Source organism: Devosia sp. MDV22-iso42, assembly GCF_058629155.1.
Map to the genome: position 1 here is coordinate 35878 of NZ_JBZVWR010000007.1, position 21543 is coordinate 57420.

Below are 21543 nucleotides of genomic sequence, written 5' to 3' on the forward strand. Positions count from 1 at the left end.
CCCAGAACCATGCCCAAGCCCGGTGTCCATTCCGAAGTCGGCCGGCTGCGCCAAGTGATGGTGCACCGGCCCGACCTCAGCCTGAAGCGGCTGACGCCCGACAACTGCCACGCCCTGCTGTTCGACGATGTGCTGTGGGTGAAGCGCGCGCGCCAGGAACACGACATCTTCGTAGATGCGCTCCGGGAGCGCGATGTCGACGTGCTTGACCTGGGGACGCTGCTGGCGGAAACGCTGGCGCTGCCGACCGGCCGGGACTGGCTGCTCGACCGCCGCATCAATGCCGACAGCATCGGCGGCGACCTGGTCGACGAGTTGCGCGGTTGGCTCGACGCCATGCCCTCGGACGAGCTTGCCGAACGGCTGATCGGGGGCATTGCGCGAGCCGAACTGCCGTTCAAGCCGGCGGGCCTGGCGGCCCGGACACTGGCGCCCGGCGACTTCGTGCTGGCGCCGCTGCCCAACCAGCTGTTCACGCGCGACAGTTCGTGCTGGGTCTACGATGCGGTCTCGGTCAATGCCATGTACTGGCCGGCGCGGCGGCCCGAGGCTATCAATGTGGAGGCCATCTACCGCCATCATCCGGCTTTCGCCAACGGGACCTTCAAGACGCTGGCTGGCGCCGGCACGCCCGGCATCGCCACGCTGGAGGGCGGTGACGTCATGCCGATCGGCAATGGCAAGGTCATCGTGGGCATGGGCGAGCGGACAACACCACAGGGCGTGGCCGCGCTGGCCAGCCGCCTGTTCGAGCTGGGGGTGGCCGATCACGTCATCGCCGCGCAGATGCCGCGCGAGCGCAGCTTCATGCATCTCGATACGGTATTCACCTTCTGTGACCGCGACTTGGTGACGCTCTATCCGCCGGTGGTCGACCAGTTGCGCAGCTTCTCGCTGCGGCCCGGTCCGGGCCCGCTGGGCATCGAGGTGACCGAGGAGACGGGGCGGTTCGTCGACGTGGTGGCCCGGGCGCTGGGGATCAAGGCGCTGCGCGTCGTGGTCACCGGCGGCGACGGTTATGAAGCCGAGCGCGAGCAGTGGGACGACGGCAATAATGTCATCGCCGTCGAGCCGGGCGTCGTCATCGCCTACGACCGCAATGTCTACACCAATACCATGCTGCGCCGGGCCGGCGTCGAGGTGATCACCGTCGACGGCGCCGAGCTCAGCCGCGGGCGCGGCGGCGGCCATTGCATGACCTGTCCGCTGGCGCGCGATCCCCTCTGATCCTTTCGGGAGACTTCCTCATGCCCATCAACCTGCACGGCCGCAGCGTCCTGACACTGGATGACTTCACGCCCGACGAGATCCGCCTGCTGCTGCGCCTGGCCAGCGCGCTCAAGGCGGCGCGGCTGGCGGGCAGCGAAGTGCCCCGCCTGGCCGGCAAGAATATCGCCCTGATCTTCGAGAAGGACTCGACGCGCACGCGCACGGGCTTTGAGGTCGCGGCCCACGACCAGGGTGCGCATGTGACCTATCTGGGGCCGACGGGGACCCAGATCGGTCACAAGGAATCGATGAAGGACACGGCGCGGGTGCTGGGGCGGATCTATGACGCCATCGAATATCGCGGCTTCTCCCAGTCAGCGGCCGAAACCCTGGCCGCGCATGCGGGCGTGCCGGTCTATAACGGGCTGACCGATGCGAGCCACCCCACCCAGACGCTGGCCGACCTGATGACGATGCGGGAGTTCACCCACAAGCACCTGTCTGACATGCGGGTAACGTTCCTGGGCGACGGACGGAACAATGTCGCGCGGTCGCTGGCTACCGGGGCGGTCAAGGTGGGCATCGACATGCGCATCGTGGCCCCCCAGGCCCTGTGGCCGGATGCCGACTTCATCGCCCGCCTGCAGGACATCGGCGCCACGACCGGCGGGACCCTGACGGTGACGGAAGACGTCAAGGACGGCGTCCGCGACAGTGACTTCATCTATACCGATGTCTGGCTGTCGATGGGTGAGGACGAGAGCGCCTGGGGCGAGCGGATCAGCCTGCTCACGCCCTATCGCGTCACGGCGGCGGTGCTCAATGCCACCGGCAATCCCTTCGTCAAGTTCATGCACTGCCTGCCGGCCTTCCACAATGCCGAGACCGAGGTGGGCACCGACATTGCCCGGCGCTTCGGCATCGATTGCATGGAAGTCACCGAGGCGGTGTTCGAGTCCGACGCCTCGGTGGTGTTCGACCAGGCCGAAAACCGCATGCACACCATCAAGGCCGTGCTCGTCGCCACGCTGGGCGGCTGAGCCATGCGCCTGGTGGTGGCCCTTGGCGGCAATGCCCTGTTGCGGCGCGGCGAGAAGCTGACCGCGGACAGCCAGCGGCAGAACGTGCATGACGCGGCGGTTTCGCTGGCCGCACTGATCGCGGCTGGCCACAGCCTGATCATCACCCATGGCAATGGCCCGCAAGTCGGCCTGCTGGCGCTGCAATCGGCGGCGGGGCCGGCCGAAAGCGTGCAGCCGCTCGACATTCTGGGCGCCCAGAGCGAGGGGATGATCGGCTACCTGATCGAGCAGGAGCTGGGCAGCCTGCTGCCCGCGCAGCAGCTGATCGCGACGCTGCTGACGCAGACCCGGGTCAGCGCCACCGATCCCGCCTTCGCCGCGCCCAGCAAGCCGATCGGCCCCGGATATGACGAGGCGACCGCGACCCGGATGGCCGCCGAGCGGGGCTGGCACATTGCCCGCGACGGCGAGCGATGGCGCCGGGTCGTTGCCTCGCCGGCGCCGCTGGGTATTCTCGAGATCAAGGTCATCGCCCTGCTCGTCGCCCAGGGCGTCACGGTGATCTGCGCCGGCGGCGGCGGCATTCCGGTGGTGGAGCGGCCCGATGGCAGCCTGGTCGGCGTGGAAGCGGTGGTCGACAAGGACCTGGCCAGCGCGCTGCTGGCGCAGCAGATCGGGGCGGACATGCTGATGCTGCTGACTGATGTGGATGCCGTCTATGCCGGTTTCGGCACGCCGGCGGCGCGGGCACTGGGACAGGTGCGGGTGGAGGAGCTGTCGGCATCCAGCTTTCCTGCGGGCTCGATGGGCCCCAAAGTGGCAGCCGCACTGGATTTCGTCGGCAGAACCGGCAAGCCAGCCGCCATTGGCCAGCTGACCGATGCCCTGGCCATCATCCGGGGCGACAGCGGCACCCGCATCCGGCCCGACTGATCGCCAGCAAGCCAGAGGCGGTGCTGGATATCATGCCGGGCGGTGCCGTTATCGTGGATGGCGGGGCCGACGTGTCATCGCGTGGGATGCTGGCCGCAGCGCTTGCGCGCTGAACAGGCTGCTAGACGGCTGCCGCGCTGGGCTCGGGGATTCCCGCCAGGGCAGGGAATTCGACGGGGGTGATCACCTCGCTTTCGAGGAGCAGGGCTGCCCCGGCGTCGAGCTCGGCGCGACGGCCCAGCAGAATGAGCCTGGCGCGCTCGAATGCCTCCTCGATCAGGGCCCGCACGGCCAGATCGAGCTCGCGCGAGGTCGCTTCGGAATAATCGCGGCGGGTCTGTGCGGAGGGGGAGTCCAGAAAAGGCTGCAGCACCTGTTCCAGCACCGCCTGGCCAAGCCGGTCGCTCATGCCGAACCGGGTGGCATATTGGCGGGCGATATCGGTGACCTTGACCAGATCATCGGCCGCGCCGGTCGAGAACTCGCCGAACACCACCTGCTCGGCGGCCCTGCCGCCCATCAGGATTGCCATGCGGTCTTTGAGCTCGCCCGCAGTGATGACATAGCGATCCTCGGTGGGCCGCTGCATGGTGTAGCCGAGCGAGCCGATGGCGCGCGGGATGATCGACACCTTGTGGATCGGGTCGGCCCCGGGAATGGACGCGGCGACAAGGGCATGGCCGAGTTCGTGATAGGCGACCCGGCGGCGCTCCTGCGGCAGCAGCAGCCGGCCGCGCCGCTCGACGCCGGCAATGATGCGTTCGACCGCGGCGGTGAAGTCGTCCAGGGTCACCGCGTCGGCACCGCGCCGCGTGGCGAAGATCGCCGCTTCGTTGACGAGATTGGCGAGATCGGCCCCGGTGAAGCCCGGGGTAATGCCGGCGATCTGGGCAATATCGGTGTCTGGCGCGAGCCTTATCGCCTTGAGGTGGACCTTGAGGATGGCGGCCCGGCCATTGCGGTCCGGCCGATCCAGGGCGATCTGGCGGTCAAAGCGGCCCGAGCGCAGCAGCGCCGGATCAAGGACTTCAGGCCGGTTGGTGGCGGCCAGCAGCACGATGCCAACGCGGGGGTCAAAGCCGTCGAGTTCGGCCAAAAGCTGGTTGAGCGTCTGTTCTTTCTCGTCGCCGCCGCCCATATTGCCGAATGGCGAGCGGGCGCGGCCAAGGGCATCCAGCTCGTCGATGAAGATGATGCAGGGCGCGGCTTTGCGGGCCTGCTCAAACAGATCCCGGACGCGGGCCGCGCCGACACCGACAAAGAGCTCGACAAATTCCGAGCCCGAGATGGAAAAGAACGGCACCCCGGCTTCCCCGGCCACGGCGCGGGCGAGCAGCGTCTTGCCCGTTCCCGGCGGGCCCACCAGCAGCACGCCCTTGGGGATGCGGGCGCCGAGACGGCCATATTTGTCCTTTTCCTTGAGAAAGGACACGATCTCCTGCAGTTCGGTCTTGGCCTCGTCGATCCCGGCGACGTCGCCGAAGCTGACACCGGTCTTGGTCTCCACATAGATCCTGGCCCTGGACTGCCCGATCGCCGTGAGGCCCCCGATGCCCCCCCGCTCGGCCATGCCGCGGAAGATGAAGAACCAGAAGCCCCCCAGCACCAGCATGGGGACTATCCAGGAGAGGAGGGTGGTGAGCCAGTTGCTGTCGCTGTCGCCATTCACCGTGACGCCGGCATCGGCGAAGGTCCTGACCAGCTCCGGATCGACGCGGCGGGTAACGAAATAGTCGGCCCCGTTTTCGGGTGCCTTGAACCGTCCCTCGATCAGCGACTCGGTGATCGATACCTCGGCAATCTTGCCGTCCCTGAGATAGCCCAGCAGGTCCGTATAGGTCACCGCAGCGACGGTGCGGTAGCCCATCCAGGCCTGAAATGCGAGCAGCACGAGGAAGGCGCCGACGATGTACCAGAGGTTGTATTGCTGCCGTTTGTTCAACTGACGCTCCTGCTTTGCCCCAGTCTATGGCGCCGGATGCGGGATGCCCTTGACCTGGGTCAACCGGATTGGCGGAGGCGAATGGCCAGCCCGGCAGGGACGGTCTTATGGCGCTGCCGGCGGATCATCCGCCGGCAGTGCGGGCATAGTCAGTCAGCCAATGGTCAGCCGGTCATCGACGGTGGTTACGCCGGGCGTGGACCAGGCAGCCTGCTCGGCAATGCGGCGCTCATGCCAGGCTTTGACGTTGCCCTCGAGGGTCACCTTGTTGCCCGCGACATTGACGCGGATCGACCTGGCTTCGACCTCGGCATTGCGCTTGAGGGAGTCCTCGATGTGCTTCTTGACGTCGATTGAGGAGACGCGCGGACGCAGGTCGATCAGGTTGCTGATGCCGATGACGCCATGCAGGTTGCGCACCGCGTCGGCGGCAGCGGTCTTCTGATAGTTCCAGTCGAGCGTGCCGCTCAGCGTGACCCAGCCATCCTGCACCTTGACCTGCACCTTGTCGGCCGGAACCACCGAACTCCATTTCAGGCTGTTGACGACCCGCTTGGCGATCTCGTCGTCGGCGGTGCCGGTGGTGCCGGGGTAGCGCACCTGGATGTCCTCGGCGATGCCCTTGACCCCCTTGAGGCGACTGACCAGCCGATCGATCGTGCTTTTCTGCGCAAAGCTCGTCACGTGGCCACTCAGGGTTACGATGCCGTCCTCAACGGCAACGCCGATATCGGTCGCATCAATGCTGGGTTCGAATTCCAGCTCATCCATGATGTCCTGCTTGAGGGTCTTGTCGTTCATTTCAATCTCCATTGCTTGGGCGATCGATCGCCGATCCCGCCATTCAACAGCAGCCTGAAGCCGATACCTTGATGACCATCAAGAGTTGCCGCGGCCCGGCTGGCGCGCGGGTTCCCAGCCGTATTCACCAATAGGGAAGTACGGCGGCCAGCAAGCCAGCGGCGAGGGAAGCCAGGCTGGCGAGGGCGACCGGCAGGGCGATCCGGGTGCCGCCGGCGGCCAGGGTGAGTACGGCCTTGGACACGGTATTGACGGCCACGCCGACAAGGATGGCCCAGGCTGCGGTGGGCAAAGCGAGCGCGCCGCCCCCCAGGCGGGCCATGGAGATGGTGAGGGCATCGGCATCGACCAGGCCGGAGAGGGCGGCGATGGCCACCACCCCGGCCGACCCGACCGCCTGCAGCAGATAGGCCGTGCCCAGCATGACCGCGGCGATCAGGCCCCCCATGCGCAAAGCCGTGCCGATGGCCAGGGGATTGTCGACAGACAGACTGGCCTGACCGTCCTGGCTGCTCCGTGTGGTCAGCAGGCCTGCCGCCAGCAGCAGAACGGTCCCGGCGGCGGCGAGCGGGGGCGTGATGAGGCCGAACAAAGCCGGGTTGAGCAAGAGGGTCACGGCGGCGACCCGGGCCAGCATGACCGCGCCGGCCAGCAGAATGCCGGCGCTGAGCAACCGGGTCGGACTGGACTCGGCCCGCCCCATCCGCGCCAGCGCCAGGGTTGTGGCGGTCGACGAGGCCAGGCCGCCGGCCAGGGCCGCCAGCACAATGCCCAGCCGATCGCCGAACAGCCGCACGGCGACATAACCGGCGAAAGACACGGTGGCGATCAGAATGGTCAGCAGCCACACCTCATGCGGATTGAGGGCGTTCCAGGGATCGATGGTGCGGTCGGGGAGCACGGGCAGCAGCAGGAAGGTCATCGCCAGCAGGGTGAGGACGGAGCTGATCTCCTTCCAGGTCAAGGCGGCAACCCAGCGATGCAGCTGTTCGCGCAAAGCCAGCAGCACCGTCATGGCTACGGCGCTGGCGATGGCGAGGTTGATGTCCCCGAGGATGGCGAGGGCGCCGAGCAGGAAGGTCAGCAGGCCGGCAATCACCGAGGTGACGCTGAGATCCTGGTCGGCGGTGGCCTCCAGCCAGTGGAACACCGTGAATGCTGCGGCATAGGCGAGCAAGCTCATGCCCAGGAAAATGCCGCCCGCATCGAGCGATACCAGGCCGGCGACCCCGCCCAGCAGTCCGCTCAGCGCGAAGGTGCGGAAGCCGGCCGCGCGCTGATGATCCTCCTCGGTGCGCTTGCTCCAGCCGCGCTCAAGGCCGACAAGCAGGCCGATCGCCAAGGCGACGCCGAGACGGCTGAACAGGGCGGTTTGCTCCAAGGGGTAGCCTAGTGCCGAACCGGCGGCGTGCCGGGCGGCCAGGTGGCCGCCGTCGGGCAGGTATCGGCCTGCAGCCGGCGCAAACGCGGCACGGGCAGGCCGCGGGCCTCCGCCTCGCGGCGGATGGCGAGCGGCATTTCCCGGCAATCGCAGTTGGCGGCGTGGTCGAGGTGCCAGGCAAGGCGGTCCTCGAGGCTGGCATTGCGGCCCAGCTTGTGTGCGGTGTGCCATTCCCGATTGATCATGCTGGTCTCCTCTTGCTGGCGCTGTGCGGTATGATGCCAGCAAATGCGGACGCCGCCTTGATCGGCGTCAATTGGGCCGACCGCTACGGCGCCAAATGCTGCAGGCCCGCCAGGTCCAGCACCTCGACCTGGCTGGCGCCGGGCAGCCGGATCATGCCGGCATCCTTGAAGATCCTAAGCACGCGCGACACCGTCTCGATGGTGAGGCAGAGATAGTCGGCGATGTCATGGCGCTGCATCGGCAAGTCGATGACGCTGCCCGCGCCCCCTCGCTCATGCAGGTCCAGCAGGAAGGCGGCCAGCCGTTCGGACGCGCTCATCCGCCCCAGCAGCATCAGATGATCCTGGACCCGGGCCAGAGTCCGCAGGGCGATGGCCAGCAGGTCTGCATCCAGGCTCCGGTCCAGGTCGGGCCGCAGCAGGCGGATGCCGGCGCGGTCGACGCATTCGGCGTAGTTTTCGTGTTCGCGGCCGGGCTCGAAGCCAAAGACGTCGCCATTGGCATGAAAGGCACTGACCTGGCGGCGCCCGTCGGCGGTGAGGCGGCAGATGCGCACGGTCCCGAATTCCACCAGATAGAGCGGGCCGACCGGCTCGCCCTGGGCGTAGATCATGCCATTGGGCGGGTAGAAGGACAGGGCGCAGGGGCGGGCGTGGGTGAGCAGTGAATGCACCGCCGGATCGCGGTGGGGCATGCCCGTCGGCACGCGATCATGGTTGAACTGGGTCAGCATGGTCGGCTCCTCGGTTTCGATGAGCTGGAGACTGACCGAACCCGGGCGACGGCGATATTCAGGTCTCGCGCCTAGGGACTCTACTTAGGGGTGGCGGGCGGCATGGCTGCGGCCAAGGCGCTCTCGATCGCGGCAAGCAGCGGGCTGCCGAGGAGGGGTTTCTGTACCAGGCAAAACACCATTTCTTCCAGCCAGGGCACGGGCGTGCCTGCCAGCAGGACGACGGGTATGGCGACGCGGCAGAAGGCGATGACTGTCTCGATCGGCGGCGCAATCGCCCGATGGTCGAGAATGGTGCAGTCAAAGCGCTCCTGCGACGGCACGGCGCCGATGGCCGGATAGGAAACGACCTGGTAGCCGTCTGCCTCAAGCATGAACTCAAGGGATCGGCGCAGATCCATGTCCGGGGCTACGATCAACAGGCGGCGAGCAAGCGACATTTCAACATTTCCAACCACGGCATGCATCCGCGATTACCTACCCTTGCTAGCGGATGATGCGGTGGCTGTCTTGTCGTGGATCAAAAGTGCGGCCACTCCCAGCCGTTCTGTCGGGTCTGGACGCCCAGGATCATGCGGACCAGTTCGGGGAGACTTCTGGCCTGCATCTTGGCCATCAGGCCGGCGCGATAGACTTCGACGGTGCGCGGGCTGATCCCCAGATCGAAGGCGATGGTCTTGTTCGGCTCGCCGGAAACCACGCCCTTGAGCACCTGCTTTTCGCGGTCACTGAGGGTATTGAGACGCTGACGCGTGGCTTCGGCGTCCGCGTCATGGTCCAGGCGAGACTGCACGGCGCCGACAGCATGGCGGATCGACGCGATCAGGACATCGTCGGCGAACGGCTTTTCGATGAAGTCGAGGGCGCCGTTCTTCATTGCCTCCACCGCCATCTGTACGTCGCCATGCCCGGTGATGACGATGGCGGGCAGCAGGGCGTCGATCTCGCGCAGCTTCTTGAGCAGGTCCACGCCGTTGATGTCGGGCATGCGCAGATCGGTCACCAGGCAGCCGTTGCGAATTCCCGCCGCGTGATCGAGGAAATCGGTGGCGCTGCGGTGGCTGCGAACGGCAAAGCCGGAATTGCCGAGCAGGAAGGAGAGCGAATTGCGCACCGCCTCTTCGTCATCGACGATGTGGACCACGATATCGAAACCGTTCATGCCGGCGGCTCCGCGGTGGTGGGGAGCGTGAAGCTGAAGCGCGCGCCCGCTGGCTGGCCGGGCTGCATCTCGATCGTGCCGCCGTGGGATTCGATGATACGCCGGGAGATGGACAGGCCGATGCCCATGCCGCCGGGCTTGGTGGTGACAAAGGGCTGGAAGAGCTGCGCGGCAATGTCGAGCGGTATGCCCGGCCCGCTGTCGGCAACCGTGACCATGAGCATGTGCTCAGCGGTGTCGCAGACGGTGACGACGAGATTTTTCGTGGCGCTGTCCTGCATCGCCTCCATGGCGTTGCGCATCAGATTGATCAGCACCTGCTGGATCTGTACGCCATCCACCAGTACCCAGCCCGCCGTCTGGCTGAAATCGAATGACGTGCGAATGCCGCGCTCGCGCGCCCCCAGCAGGGCGAGCGGGAGCGCGTCTTCGATGAGTCTCCGGATATTTTCGGGATGGCGCTCGGTCGCGCCGTGGGTAACGAATTCCCGCAGATGGCGAATGATGTCGCCGGCGCGCAATGCCTGCCTGGCGGCGTCGGTCAGCGCCGCGCGCATCCGGTTGGCCGGTTCCGTGTCCAGCCTGTCGAGCGTACGGATGCAGCCCTGGACGTAGTTGGCGATGGCTGAGAGGGGTTGGTTGAGTTCATGGGCAAGCGTCGAGGCCATTTCGCCCAGCTCGTTGAACCGCGCCAGACGGGCCAGTTCGCCCTGCGCTTCGGCCAGCCGGGCCTGGCTCTCTTCGCGCTCGCTGAGATCGCGGATGAAGCCGGTGAAATAGGTCTTGCCGTCGGACTGCATCTCGCCCACGGCCAGCGTCATGGGAAAGGTCGAGGCGTCCTTGCGTCGCCCCAGCACGACGCGATCCAGGCCGATGATGCGTTTCTCGCCGGTGCGCAGATAGCGGGCGAGATAGTGGTCATGCCGGTCATGGTAGGGCTCGGGCATCAGCATGCTGACATTGTGGCCCACAGCCTCCTCGGTGGCGTAGCCGAACTGGCGCACCGCCGCGGCATTGAACGAGACGATGATGCCAGCGGTATCGATAACGATGGTGGCGTCCGGCACCGTATCAAGGATGGACTGCAGATGGACTGCATGGCGATGCAGGGCCCGCGCCAGTTCCTCGGAGTGGGCGCGTGAGCGCCTGTAGGATTGGCCGAGCCAGGTGATGGCAAGCCCGAGGCCGAAGAACAGGGCCAGATTGGCAGGAAGCGGCATGGGCATGTCGCCACCGCCGGCCACCATGAGCAGCCATGCGGCTGATATGGCCGTGGCCAGCAAGCCTGGGAGTACGCCGCCCAAAGCGGCTCCGGCCATGATGGCCGGGACAAACAGGAGGCTGGTTGCGGCGGTGGGCCAGAGCGCACCGAGATGGGTCGCCAGCACAATGGCGGCGAGGATCATGCCCGCAGTCAGGGCATAAGCAGTCCAACGTGGCTGTACCAATACCATGATCTGGCCGCAACATCAGCCCGGCGAGCAGGGCCCGCGCCTGCCGCATCAAATGCCAGCAGGCTAGCGTGTCTGCCGGATGAATCCAAACCGAGATCGGTCCTGCCTGGGTAATGGTGCGAAAGCGTACAGAGACACAGGCGCGCGAATCCGTCGGTCAGCGCCTGGAGCGCAAGGGTCATGGGTGCTGGTCGGGCAAATCCCTGGTTTCGCTTGCCGGCAAGCAGTAGCGGCTCATGATGCTGGTTTGCAGCGCGGCCCAGGTGGTGCGGGCTGGGGCCACGGGGGCGTGGCGCAGACGCCTGGCCAGGTCGGCGAGTGCGGGGTCACGAATGACGCTGGCGAACCAGCGTTCGAAGTCGCCGTTGTAGAGATGATGCGACCAGACCCCGTCATCAACTTGCCGTCCAACTTCCAGGAACTCGTAGAGGTTTCCAGCCGGGAGGATTTGGGTGTTGTGCGCGCCCCGGAAATAGAAGCTGCGCTCCTTGCCCACGTCGCCGGTGGCGTATTTGCCGGCGTGCCGGACATGCTGCTGGTCTGGTGCGCTTGGCCGCAGGACCACGGGCTGATGCGGGATGTTCCAGAGCAGCATCTCGCCGGCCTCCGGCATGTCCCCGGCGATCGGTGGCGCATGGCCGGTCAGGTGGCAGAAGTGCGACAGCAGAAAATCGGCATTGGGTCCCAGGGCGCAGACTGTCCCGATGCTGGCCAGGGTATCGGCAGCCAGAAGATCGGCAGACAGGGTGAGCAGAACGAGGCGTGGATGCTCGACCAGCGGCTTGTCCAGGGGCATGGAAAGGCCCTGATGGGCCTCGTCAATGACAAGATAGGACGGCGTGCCGCTGGCCTCGGCCGTGGTGACGGCCAGGTCCAGTGCGGCCCGCATGAACTGCCGTCGCCCGGCGGCATCGATCCCCCGAAGGACAAGAACCGGATTGAGCCGGGCTGCCAGCAGCAGTCCGAAAGAGTGAAGGCCCTTGTCCATGCCGTCGGCATCCAGAATCGTGGTGCCGGCGAGGGCGACGTAATCGCCCTCGGGATCGAGGACCGCCAGTCCAAGACCGGCGCCGATGATCTGCTCGATCAGCATGGTGGCAAAGGTCGACTTGCCCGACATTGAAGGACCGAGGATCAGGATATTGCGTGATGTGGCGGAGATGCGCACCGGCTTGCCGTTGCGGTCCAGGCCGGCATCGATGCCGCGCCGGCCCTCTGGCAGCAGATCCGCATCGAGCCGCTGCAGATCGGCGAGCAGCGCCACGACGCCATCGCCATGATCGCCGGCGAGGACGATATCGACTTCGCTGCGGAGCGACGCGACGGCATTGGCGACAGCAGCAGAACAGCCACAGATACGCAGGAAGGAGTGATCATTCTCGCCGTCGCCGACGCCAACGATGGAGGGGGGCACAATGCCAATATCGGCGGCGGCCGCCAGCAGCCCACTGCCCTTGTTGACGCCGGTGGGCAGCACCATGACGGCGCCCTTGTTGAAGGTGATCTGCAGTTCGAGGCCCGAAAGCCGGATTGCGTCGAGGATCTTGCCCTGATCGGGTTCCCAGGCGGCGATCACCGCCCGGCCGACGGACATGTTGGCTATGCCCAGCCGGTGCAGATGATCGACCAGGGCCGGATCGGGTGGCGGCGCCAGCATGCGCAACTGGCCGGTCGCGGGATCGAACAGAACGGCGCCGTTCTCGAGGACGATACGGTCGAACATGGCGTATTCGGGAAAGCAGGCGACAAGATCGTGCTGTTCGCGCCCGGTCACCATGATGAGGCGCCGGCCACTGGCCCTGACCGAAGCAAGCGCATCCCGGGTGGCGACATCCACCACGCCATCCCTGGCAATGGTGCCATCAAAGTCGACAGCAAGACCTAAGAAATGCACCCCCGTCTCCCGTGACCGCCTGCGGACGCGCTCAGGCTATTGGGGATATTTGCCCGCAATTTGACCCATATCAAGCCAGCGGCCGAAAGCCTGTTGCGCTGGCGGCAGCCCGAGTGCCGGTCGAGTGAGCCGGACAAAGGATCCCGTGGTTTGATGTGGATCAAGGTTTCGTCCGGCAAACCTGCCACCGTCCGGCAAGCATCTGCAAGAAGAGGCATGCATGGAGCATCTGCGTCCCCTGTCCGCCCCTGCTCGTTTGTTCAAGCGGGGCGCCGTGCCGGCTGCGTGCCTGACGCCGGCGGCAGACTGCGCCCTGGCCAGACCAGCCGATACCGAGCCCGGCGTGGTGTCGCTGGCTCCGGGACAGACGGAACAGGGCCGCGTCCTGCACCCGGACGCCGCCCAGGTGCATAATGGGTCGCAGGTTGTTGACCATGGTGCACGGCAGGGTGCCGAGGTAGCGCGGCCGATCATCTTCCTGACCTGCTATTCTACATTGCTGCGCAGCGCACTGACCATCGCCATCAAGGACGCCCTGACGATCCTGAGCAGCAGGCTGCACGGGAGCGATGGCCCGATCGCCGAGGAAGCGATTATCTTCTATTATGGCTGGCACGGGGAAGCGGCACTGATCGACATCGCGATTCCGGCCAGGGATGCGCTTGAGCGGCCGCGGGACTGCGAGGTACGCGCTTCGGTCATGCCCGCCAGCACGCGCAGTACGGTGCCCACGGGCGGCATAGCGGGCCTGCGCGCCGCCCGGGAGCGGCTGCGCCTGGCCGCTGGCGCTCCGGTTGCCGACCAGCTTTTCCGCGTCTGGCAGGCCGTGCCGCTGCAGCGGGGAAAATTACCGAAAGCCTGGCTGCGGACGCCGCTGCACTGTGCGCAATGAGCGGCCGATTGGCGGGGCCGGCCGGTCCCGCCCTGACTAATGCGACAGCAGGATGGGCAGGCGCGGGGCGTGCAGGATGGCGCGGGTGGCGCCGCCCAGGATCAGCTGCTGCAGCCGGTTATGCCCATAGGCGCCCATCACCAGCAGGTCGGCATTCTGGCTGATGGCGACTGCCTGCAGCGTGTCGCCGATCGCGGCCGAGCCGCGGCTGCGCGGCAGGTGCCGGGCCTCGATGCCGTGATGCTGCAGAAAGGCAAGGACGCCGGCAATGCCAGCGGGGTCGATGGTCTTGTCGTCGCCGATGGTGACGAGCATCACCGGGGCCGCCCGAGCCAGGATCGGCAGGGCATCGCGCAGGGCCCGCGAGGCAGCACGGCTGCCATCCCAGGCCACAGTGACCCGCAGCGGCCTTGCCGGTCCGTCCGGTAGCGGCACCGCGGCGGGCCGCGCCGGCAGGACCAGGACGGGGCCGCCCGAGTCAAAGACCAGCGCTTCCATTTCGGCCAGCCGTTGCGGATCTTTGCCGTCGAGCACGACCAGCGCCAGATCGTGATGGCGGGCCAGGGGCAGCAAGTGGTCGGAAAAACCCAAGGGGCCGCATACCGCCGTGCTGGCCGTCACGTCAACCAGGCCGAGGCTGGCGCCGCGCTCGAGCACCCAGCGGTGCATCGCCTCGGCATGGTGGCGACTGCGCTGCTCGGCCTGGGCGACCATGCTGGAGAGGTCGAGCAGGATTTCGCCGAGGCTGCTGTGGACAGGCGGCACGTCCACCTGCTGGATCAGCGCCGTGATCCGAGCATCCAGGCGGGCGGACAGCACCAAGGCCTGGTCGAGAGCGGCCTGGTCGGTGACGTCGGGATAGGTGGCGATGGGCAGCAGGATATCCATGGGGCAGGTCCTTTCTAGCCGAGCGCGCCGGTGGGCTTGGTGGTCCGGCGGGCAGGGCGCGCGGCGCCGCCGGATGACCAGCGGCGCATGATCGGGATGCTGGCACTGCCAAAGCCGAAGATGACGATGGCCAGGGTGATCAGCCAGCCCAGGAACGGGATCATGCCGAGCAGCGCGGCGGCAATCAGGGCCAGAGCGAGCACGCCGAGCTGGTTGAGATTGCTGTCAACCGAAACAAAGGCACCGGCGATGCGCAGGCCGATGAGGAAGCTGCCGGTGAGATAGGCCAGGCTGCAGGCAATGACGACGAAGAGCATCATGATGGGCAAGAGGACAATGCCGACAATGGTCATGGCCACGACCGGCACCAGGCCGAGCACGGCGGCCAGGCCCAGCGTGCCGAGTCCCAGATTGCGCCATGGCCGGGTTTGGGAAGCGAGCCGCAGGGCCGAGACGGCGCCCGGCAGCAGGGCAATCAGGCCAGCGCCGACGGCAAACAGCAGCAGCCACCAGATGGCGATGGTCCAGAAGACCGGCCAGAAGCGCCCGACGACATCGCCGGCGGTCCGGCCGGCCTCCGAGACATAGTCGGGGGATTGCAGCAGTTCGAAGCGGACGCGATCGGCGGGGGCGACCGAGGCGGGGACGACAATCTGCTGCGGCGCGCGGATGTCCAGCATGCCATCGACACGGGCGCCGGGGCCGAAGGTGAGACTTTCGCCATAGAAGCTGAGATCGCCGCTGACAACCGTGTCCAGCGTCAGCGATCGTGCGGTGACGAGCGCGGCGCCGCCGACCGGGGCGGCGATGGTCACCATGGCGCCGGCCAACCGGGCATTGCCGACCAGCGGGGCGGCAGAGCGCAGGGTGACGGTGTTGCCAAGGGCGGAGAGATCGCCGCCGATGCCAGCGGTGACGTTGACCGAGAAGCCGGCGGCGTAAAGGTCGCCGGTAACATCGGCCGAGACGTCCACATCATAGCCGGCCAGATGCGCGTCCCCCGCAACGGTTGTCGCGAGGGTGACGTCGCTGCCGATGGCGAAGGCATCGTGCTGGACGGGCGTGGTGAGGGCAGTGAGCTGGCCGGCAACGAACTGGTCGCCGCCAATGGACAGCCGAGCCTGGTCATCGGCCGTGGCAGGATAGGCGCCCAAAAGCAGGGCAAGGACGAAAAGTTGCGTGAACGTTTTCAAGGTCTAGCCTCCTGATTGTCGCATTGAGCATGACTGCACCGGCGGGCACCGCCTTGATCGGCATCAAATTTGTGGCGCGCGGACCCTGCGGGCCACCAGGACATGACGCGATCCCCATCCGGGACAGGGCTAGTGGACCGGCAACAGGCCGCCGGCCCAATCGCCGGCCCGCTCGAGCTCGCCGGGGTTGAGCGGACCTTCGGTGCCACCGACGAGAAAGGCGCCAAGCTCGTCGCGCACGACATAGCCCCGGTGCCGCAGGGCACTGGCCATGCGCGATGCCGCATAGCCACCCACTTCCACCACCCAGCGCAGGGGCGGTGGATTGATGGTCTCGGGGTCCAGACGCGTATCGAAAACCGCCGCGCTCAGGGTGGCGGCCGGCTCGGAAAGACCGGCAATGTACTCGGCAATGCCGGGGGTCGGCTGAAAACCGCGGGTGGGTGAACCGACAATGAGCAGATCGGTGCCGGACAGGTCATGTCCGCGCGCCTCCTGCACGGTAGCAAGCGCTACCTCATGGTCGGTGCCCAGCCGGGCGGCGATGGCCTTGGCGATGGTGGCGGTGTTGCCGAAAATGCTGTCATAGACGATGAAAATCTTCATGAGGGCCTCCGTCAGACTGCAGGCTGGCACAGGAGGCGACGGCGCACCTTGACCCCGATCAAAGATGCCAAGCCAAATGTGCCACCCATGGCGGCACCGGGGTCGCGTTGCGGCAGTTGGTCAACAGGGGCAAGGCCGGTCGTCAGTGGCGGCGGTTGATCGGGGTCAATTCCGGGGTGGCAAAAGCGCGCTAGCGTGGTGGTGGAACCAATTGTCCCGGTTCACCGCAAACTGGGGTTTGCCATGCAGCAAAATGCGCCCGATGTCGCCGCCGTGCTCGCGGCAGAAAGCCAGCGCAGCGCCCAGCGCCACCGCGTTACCTTGATTGCGCTGGTCGCCGTGGCGCTGGCCGCGGGGGGCGGCTGGTGGTGGTGGACGGCGGGTGCCGCGACGCGGAGCGCCCAGACCTATCTGACCGAAGCGGCAGCCTTGGCCGATATCAGCGTGATCGTGGTGGCCACGGGCACGCTGGAGCCGACAGGCGAGGCGGATGTCTCGAGCACCCTGGCCGGCACGGTTGCGACCGTGCATGTCGATGCCAATGACAGCGTATCAAAGGGCCAGGTGCTGGCGCGGCTGGCCATGGGCGACCTCGATGCCCGTCTGGCCGGGGCGATCGCCAAGGTGAGCAGCCAGGAAGCCAATCTGCTGGTCGCCGATACCAATCGGGCCGATGCGGAGGCGGTGCTGACGCGCACGCAGGCGCTATCAACCGGGCAATCGGTATCGGTGCGCGAACTGGAACTGGCCGCATCGGCAGCCAAGCGCGCGCAGGCGCAGCAGGCGGTGGCCGAGGCACAGCTGCGCGCGGCCCGCGCGGACCTGCAGGCGGTGCGCAATGATTATGACAAGGCCTGTATCTGCGCGCCGATCGATGGGGTGGTGATGGAGGCCAATGTCAATCCAGGCCAGGCCATCATCACCAGCGCCGGGCTTGGCCAGGCCCTGTTCGTGCTCGCGGAGGATCTGCGTCACCTGTCGCTGGAGGTCGATGTCGATGAAGCCGATATCGGCAGCGTGCAACAGGGCGACACGGCCAGCTTTGCCGTCGAGGCCTGGCCGGACCGGGTGTTTTCCGGCACCATCCGCAAGATACTGTTCGCGCCCAATATCGTGGACGGCGTGGTCAGCTACCGGGCCGAGCTGGACGTGGACAACGACGACATGCTGCTGCGTCCGGGGATGACGGCGACGGCCGATATCGTGGTGGACAATCTCGACGACGTGCTGAGCATTCCCAATGCGGCCTTGCGGTTTTCGCCCGACGTGGCGGCTGGCGGCAGCCTGATGGGGGGAATGATGCCGACCTCGAGCGTGGTTCCCCAAGGCGGGGAACGCAGCGTGTGGCTGCTGCGCGACGGCGCGCTGGTGGAGGTAAAGGTCAATGTGGGGCTGACGGACGGGCAACGCAGCGCTGTCAGTGGCGACGCCATCAAGGCCGGCGACCAGGTGGTTGTCGGCACCATGGTGCCGTAAGATGGTGACCAAGGCGCCGGTGCTGGTGGAACTCAAGGGCCTGACCAAGACCTATGGCATGGGCGATGGCACGGTGCGGGCGCTGGACGGTCTCGACCTCAGCATCCGCCGCGGCGAGCTCATCGCCATCATGGGCCCGAGCGGATCGGGCAAATCCACGGCGATGAACATTATCGGCTATCTCGACATGCCGACGGACGGGCAATACCTGTTCGACGGCGTGCCGGTGCAAGAGGTCAGCCGGGCGCAGCGTACCCTGCTGCGGCGCAGCTTTCTGGGCTTTGTCTTCCAGGGTTACAACCTGCTGTCGCGCAGCACGGCCATCGAAAATGTGGAACTGCCGCTGACCTATCGCGGCGTGGGCCGCGGCGCGCGGGGCGAACTGGCGCAGGCGGCGCTGCGCCGCGTCGGGCTTGAGGGCCGCGAGCACCATCTGCCGTCACAACTGTCGGGTGGGCAGCAGCAGCGGGTTGCCATTGCCCGCGCCATCGTCACCAGCCCGATGTTGCTGCTGGCCGACGAGCCGACGGGCAATCTCGACACGGCGACCAGCCGGGACATCATGAACCTGCTGGTCGAGCTCAACCGGGAAGACGGCATCACCATTGCCATGGTGACCCATGAGCCGGACATGGCGGCCTATTGCCGACGCCAGGTCCGCATCGTCGATGGCAAGCTACAACACGATAGCGGGGAGCACGCCCATGCTGATTGAATCCATCCGGCTGGCCCTCAGCGCCGTCTGGCGCAATGCGCTGCGCTCGCTGCTCACCATGCTGGGGGTAACGATCGGGGTGGCGGCGGTGATCAGCATGGTGACGCTGGGGCAGGGCACTACGGCCGAGGTGGGCGAGAGCGTAGCCAGCCTGGGCAGCAACCTGCTGATGGTGCGGCCCGGCCAGTATAGCCAGACGCCGGGCGGCGGCGGGGTCGGCGTGGCCAGCCTCGAGACCGCCGATGCGGAGGCGATCGCGCGACAGGTGGACCGGGTCCGCGTGGTGGCGCCGACCGACAGCCGGTCGCTGACCGTCATCGCCAACAATATCGACTTCTTCACCACTGTCATCGGCACCGACAACCGCTATCTCGACACGCGCGAATGGGGCGTGGCGAGCGGGCGGGCCTTCGAAGAGGGCGAAGTGCGCGCCGGTTCCTCGGTGTGCATTATCGGGGCGGGCGTGGTGGACGAGCTGTTCAACGGGCTCAACCCGCTGGGCGAGCCGATCCGGCTCAAGAAGATGGTGTGCCGGGTGGTGGGTGTGCTGGAAGAAAAGGGCGGCTCGGCCTTTGGCGCCAATGAGGATGACGTGATCATCGTGCCGCTGCGCACGCTGCAGCGCCGCATTTCGGGCAATACGGGGGTGACGCTGATCTATGTCGCGGCAACGGACGAGGCCGCCATCACCCAGGTCAAGGACGACGTCACGGCGCTGATGCGGGAAAGACGGCACCTCGCGGCCAATGAGGACAATGATTTCATGGTGATGGATATGCGGCAGATCGCCAGCATGCTCGACACCATCATGGGCGTGCTGACGGGCCTGCTGTCGGCGGTGGCCGGGATCAGCCTATTGGTGGGCGGCATCGGCATCATGAACATCATGCTGGCCTCGGTCACCGAGCGGACGCGGGAGATCGGCATCAGGCTGGCGATCGGGGCGCGGGAATCGCAGGTGCTGACGCAGTTCCTGGTGGAAGCCACGGTGCTGTCGGCGCTGGGCGGGATCATCGGCATTGCGCTGGGCCTGGGGTTGTCGGCGATCGGGGCGAGCTATCTCAAGGTGCCCTTCGTGCCCGATCCGCTGGTGGTGCTGCTGGCCTTCGGCTTTTCGGGCCTGGTGGGGGTTGGGTTCGGCTACTTTCCGGCGCGCAATGCGGCCCGACTTGACCCGATCGAGGCGCTGCGGCGCGAGTGAGCGTTGATCCGCCGCGCCTCTTTGGGGGCGGCGGGTCCAGTGGGCTGAGACGCCGTGGCGTCGCGTTCAGATGGCCTTGGAATAGCGGGCGCTATCCTGCGCCAGATAGGCGTCAAAGGTGGCGGCAACGGTACGGACGAAGGGCCGGCCGGCATCGGTAATCACCAGGGTGCCCGGCTGCAGGGTTGCCAGGCCCTTGGTGTCTTCCATGGCAAAGGTGACAGCCTCGCAGATCACCGGTTCGGCGGCCGCGCCGAAGCGCTGGCGCAGATCGGCGAAGCTGAGCTTGAAATCACACATCAGCCGTTCGATGGCGTGACCGCGCAGCTTGTCGTCCGGGGTGAAGGCCAGGCCACGCGCCACAGTGCCCGTGCCGGCTAGGGTATGGCGCTGGTAGTCGCCGGTGGCGACAATGTTCTGCACATAGCCTTGCGGCAGCCGGCCGATGGCAGAGGCGCCCAGGCCGATCAGGGCGTCGTGTTCGTCGACGGTATAGCCCTGGAAGTTGCGCTGCAGCGTGCCGGCCGCAGCGGCGAGCGCCATGGCGTCATGGGGCAGGGCAAAATGGTCAAAGCCGATATTGACGTAGCCGGCGGCGCGCAGCACGTCGGCCGCCGCGGTGGCTTGGGCAAAGCGCTGCTGGCTGTCGGGCAGGACCTTGTCGTCGATCATGCTCTGGTGCTTCTTGATCCAGGGCACGTGGGCATAGCCGAACAGTGCGATGCGCTCGGGCTGCAGCGACATCACCTGGCGGGCGGTGTCGACGGCGCCGGCAACTGTCTGGTGCGGCAGGCCATAGAGCATGTCGATATTGATGGAAGCAACGCCGCGGCTGCGCATCGCCTCGACCACGGTCCTGGTCTGGTCAAAACTCTGCAGGCGGTTGATCGCGGCCTGCACCTGGGGATCGAAATCCTGCACGCCGATGCTGGCACGGGTCAGGCCGGCGGCGGCCCAGGCGTCGAATTTGGCGGCATCCATGTCGCTCGGATCAAGCTCGACGCTGAACTCCACCGTGTCGGTGACATTGAAAGACCGGCGCAGCAGGGCGGTCACGGCGGCAATGTCGGCGGCCGCGAGCATGGAGGGCGAACCGCCGCCCCAGTGGATGGCAGTCACCGGGCGCTGTCCGACCAGGGCGCCGATGCGGGTAATTTCGGCGTGGAGTGCCTGCAGATAGTGGGCGATCGGTGCGTAACGATTGACCTGCTTGGTGTGGCAGCCGCAGAACCAGCACAGCCGGTCGCAAAAGGGCAGGTGTAGATAGAGCGAGATGCGTGCATCCGCCGGCAGTTCGGCCAGCCAGGTTTCGTACTGCTCCTGACCGATGCCGGCATGGAAGTGCGGCGCGGTGGGATAGCTGGTGTAGCGGGGCACCGGCGTGGTCAGTTCGGCGACAAGGGCGTTGGGCATCGGCTTCTCCATTGCCCCGACTGTTAGCGGCTTGGCCGAGCGGCTTCCTTGACCTTGGTCAATCGCCGGGACGATCGCTGCGGGACGCAGTGCCGATGGCACCGTGGCGCTAGCAAGCGAAAGGTCCCGGCAAGGCTGACATAATCGGGGGCCATCCGCCGCGGCATTGGAGCGCAGTTCATCAATGTTGACGTCAATGAAACGGCGGCGCGACCGGACATGGCCCATGTCCCGGGAGCCAACTGCTGCCGATAGCGGCATGCAGAAAAGTCAGATGCCGGAAAGTTTTGCTCGCCTCTCTTTTGCGACCGCTCTGTCCCTGACGGGCGCCAGACTGGTTGTGGTCACCGCGCGAAATGTGGTTATGTCGCGGCCATGAGGG

At 66.6% G+C, this 21543-nt stretch carries 20 protein-coding genes; 7 read left to right on the forward strand and 13 right to left on the reverse strand.

The window, feature by feature from the left end:
* Positions 1-9: 9 nt before the first annotated feature.
* The 3 genes from AC4NN3_RS07665 to arcC are packed head-to-tail and all read left to right on the forward strand — an operon-like array spanning position 10 to position 3164.
* Complete coding sequence (locus tag AC4NN3_RS07665; protein WP_491926913.1) at positions 10-1227, forward strand: arginine deiminase; 1218 nt, start codon at positions 10-12, stop codon at positions 1225-1227.
* 20 nt (positions 1228-1247) lie between these two features.
* Entirely contained in the window at positions 1248-2249 is a 1002-nt protein-coding gene (gene argF, locus AC4NN3_RS07670) for an ornithine carbamoyltransferase (protein ID WP_491926512.1), read from the forward strand.
* Between the two features lie 3 nt (positions 2250-2252).
* Positions 2253-3164 carry a carbamate kinase gene (gene arcC / locus AC4NN3_RS07675; RefSeq protein WP_491926513.1) on the forward strand — a complete coding sequence of 304 codons (912 nt, stop codon included), beginning with the start codon at positions 2253-2255 and terminating at the stop codon, positions 3162-3164.
* Positions 3165-3285: 121 nt separating this feature from the next.
* Here arcC and ftsH read toward each other — a convergent pair whose 3' ends face one another.
* From ftsH to AC4NN3_RS07720, 9 genes are all read right to left on the reverse strand, one after another.
* Positions 3286-5106 carry an ATP-dependent zinc metalloprotease FtsH gene (gene ftsH, locus AC4NN3_RS07680; RefSeq protein ID WP_491926514.1) on the reverse strand — a complete coding sequence of 607 codons (1821 nt, stop codon included), beginning with the start codon at positions 5104-5106 and terminating at the stop codon, positions 3286-3288.
* Positions 5107-5259: 153 nt separating this feature from the next.
* On the reverse strand, positions 5260-5907 hold the full coding sequence (locus AC4NN3_RS07685; protein ID WP_491926515.1) for a BON domain-containing protein: 648 nt from the start codon (positions 5905-5907) through the stop codon (positions 5260-5262).
* Positions 5908-6031: 124 nt separating this feature from the next.
* Positions 6032-7288 (reverse strand): MgtC/SapB family protein, encoded by a 1257-nt coding sequence (locus AC4NN3_RS07690; RefSeq protein ID WP_491926516.1) that lies wholly within the window; start codon positions 7286-7288, stop codon positions 6032-6034.
* A gap of 8 nt (positions 7289-7296) precedes the next feature.
* Positions 7297-7533, reverse strand: coding sequence for a hypothetical protein (locus tag AC4NN3_RS07695; RefSeq protein ID WP_491926517.1), 237 nt, complete (start codon positions 7531-7533; stop codon positions 7297-7299).
* An 83-nt stretch (positions 7534-7616) separates the two neighbouring features.
* Positions 7617-8267 (reverse strand): helix-turn-helix domain-containing protein, encoded by a 651-nt coding sequence (locus AC4NN3_RS07700; protein ID WP_491926518.1) that lies wholly within the window; start codon positions 8265-8267, stop codon positions 7617-7619.
* A gap of 80 nt (positions 8268-8347) precedes the next feature.
* The gene (locus tag AC4NN3_RS07705; RefSeq protein WP_491926519.1) at positions 8348-8707 is read right to left on the reverse strand and encodes a hypothetical protein; all 360 of its coding nucleotides are present in this window, start codon (positions 8705-8707) and stop codon (positions 8348-8350) included.
* Positions 8708-8787: 80 nt separating this feature from the next.
* Complete coding sequence (gene fixJ, locus AC4NN3_RS07710) at positions 8788-9429, reverse strand: response regulator FixJ (RefSeq protein ID WP_491926520.1); 642 nt, start codon at positions 9427-9429, stop codon at positions 8788-8790.
* Entirely contained in the window at positions 9426-10835 is a 1410-nt protein-coding gene (locus AC4NN3_RS07715) for a PAS domain S-box protein (protein ID WP_491926521.1), read from the reverse strand. The genes fixJ and AC4NN3_RS07715 overlap by 4 nt, the downstream gene beginning before the upstream one ends.
* A 226-nt stretch (positions 10836-11061) precedes the next feature.
* Positions 11062-12777 (reverse strand): HAD hydrolase family protein, encoded by a 1716-nt coding sequence (locus tag AC4NN3_RS07720; protein WP_491926522.1) that lies wholly within the window; start codon positions 12775-12777, stop codon positions 11062-11064.
* Positions 12778-12997: 220 nt separating this feature from the next.
* Here AC4NN3_RS07720 and AC4NN3_RS07725 point away from each other — a divergent pair, with 220 nt between their 5' ends.
* On the forward strand, positions 12998-13669 hold the full coding sequence (locus tag AC4NN3_RS07725; RefSeq protein ID WP_491926523.1) for a hypothetical protein: 672 nt from the start codon (positions 12998-13000) through the stop codon (positions 13667-13669).
* A 36-nt stretch (positions 13670-13705) separates the two neighbouring features.
* On the opposite strand, the gene AC4NN3_RS07730 is transcribed toward AC4NN3_RS07725, so the two are convergent.
* From AC4NN3_RS07730 to AC4NN3_RS07740, 3 genes are all read right to left on the reverse strand, one after another.
* Complete coding sequence (locus AC4NN3_RS07730) at positions 13706-14557, reverse strand: universal stress protein (protein WP_491926524.1); 852 nt, start codon at positions 14555-14557, stop codon at positions 13706-13708.
* A 14-nt stretch (positions 14558-14571) separates the two neighbouring features.
* Positions 14572-15750 carry a hypothetical protein gene (locus AC4NN3_RS07735; protein ID WP_491926525.1) on the reverse strand — a complete coding sequence of 393 codons (1179 nt, stop codon included), beginning with the start codon at positions 15748-15750 and terminating at the stop codon, positions 14572-14574.
* 129 nt (positions 15751-15879) lie between these two features.
* Positions 15880-16356 (reverse strand): flavodoxin domain-containing protein, encoded by a 477-nt coding sequence (locus AC4NN3_RS07740; protein WP_491926526.1) that lies wholly within the window; start codon positions 16354-16356, stop codon positions 15880-15882.
* Positions 16357-16599: 243 nt separating this feature from the next.
* Between AC4NN3_RS07740 and AC4NN3_RS07745 the strand changes: the two genes are divergently transcribed.
* From AC4NN3_RS07745 to AC4NN3_RS07755, 3 genes are read left to right on the forward strand one after another with little or no spacing between them, the layout of a single operon-like run.
* Positions 16600-17832: an efflux RND transporter periplasmic adaptor subunit gene (locus AC4NN3_RS07745; RefSeq protein WP_491926527.1), complete on the forward strand. Its 1233-nt coding sequence runs from the start codon at positions 16600-16602 to the stop codon at positions 17830-17832.
* Position 17833: 1 nt separating this feature from the next.
* Positions 17834-18547, forward strand: coding sequence for an ABC transporter ATP-binding protein (locus AC4NN3_RS07750; RefSeq protein ID WP_491926528.1), 714 nt, complete (start codon positions 17834-17836; stop codon positions 18545-18547).
* Positions 18537-19748, forward strand: coding sequence for an ABC transporter permease (locus AC4NN3_RS07755; RefSeq protein WP_491926529.1), 1212 nt, complete (start codon positions 18537-18539; stop codon positions 19746-19748). Before AC4NN3_RS07750 ends, AC4NN3_RS07755 begins: the two co-directional genes overlap by 11 nt.
* 66 nt (positions 19749-19814) lie before the next feature.
* Here the strand turns inward: AC4NN3_RS07755 and hemN are convergent, their stop codons facing one another.
* The gene (gene hemN, locus AC4NN3_RS07760; RefSeq protein ID WP_491926530.1) at positions 19815-21161 is read right to left on the reverse strand and encodes an oxygen-independent coproporphyrinogen III oxidase; all 1347 of its coding nucleotides are present in this window, start codon (positions 21159-21161) and stop codon (positions 19815-19817) included.
* Positions 21162-21543 lie beyond the last annotated feature (382 nt).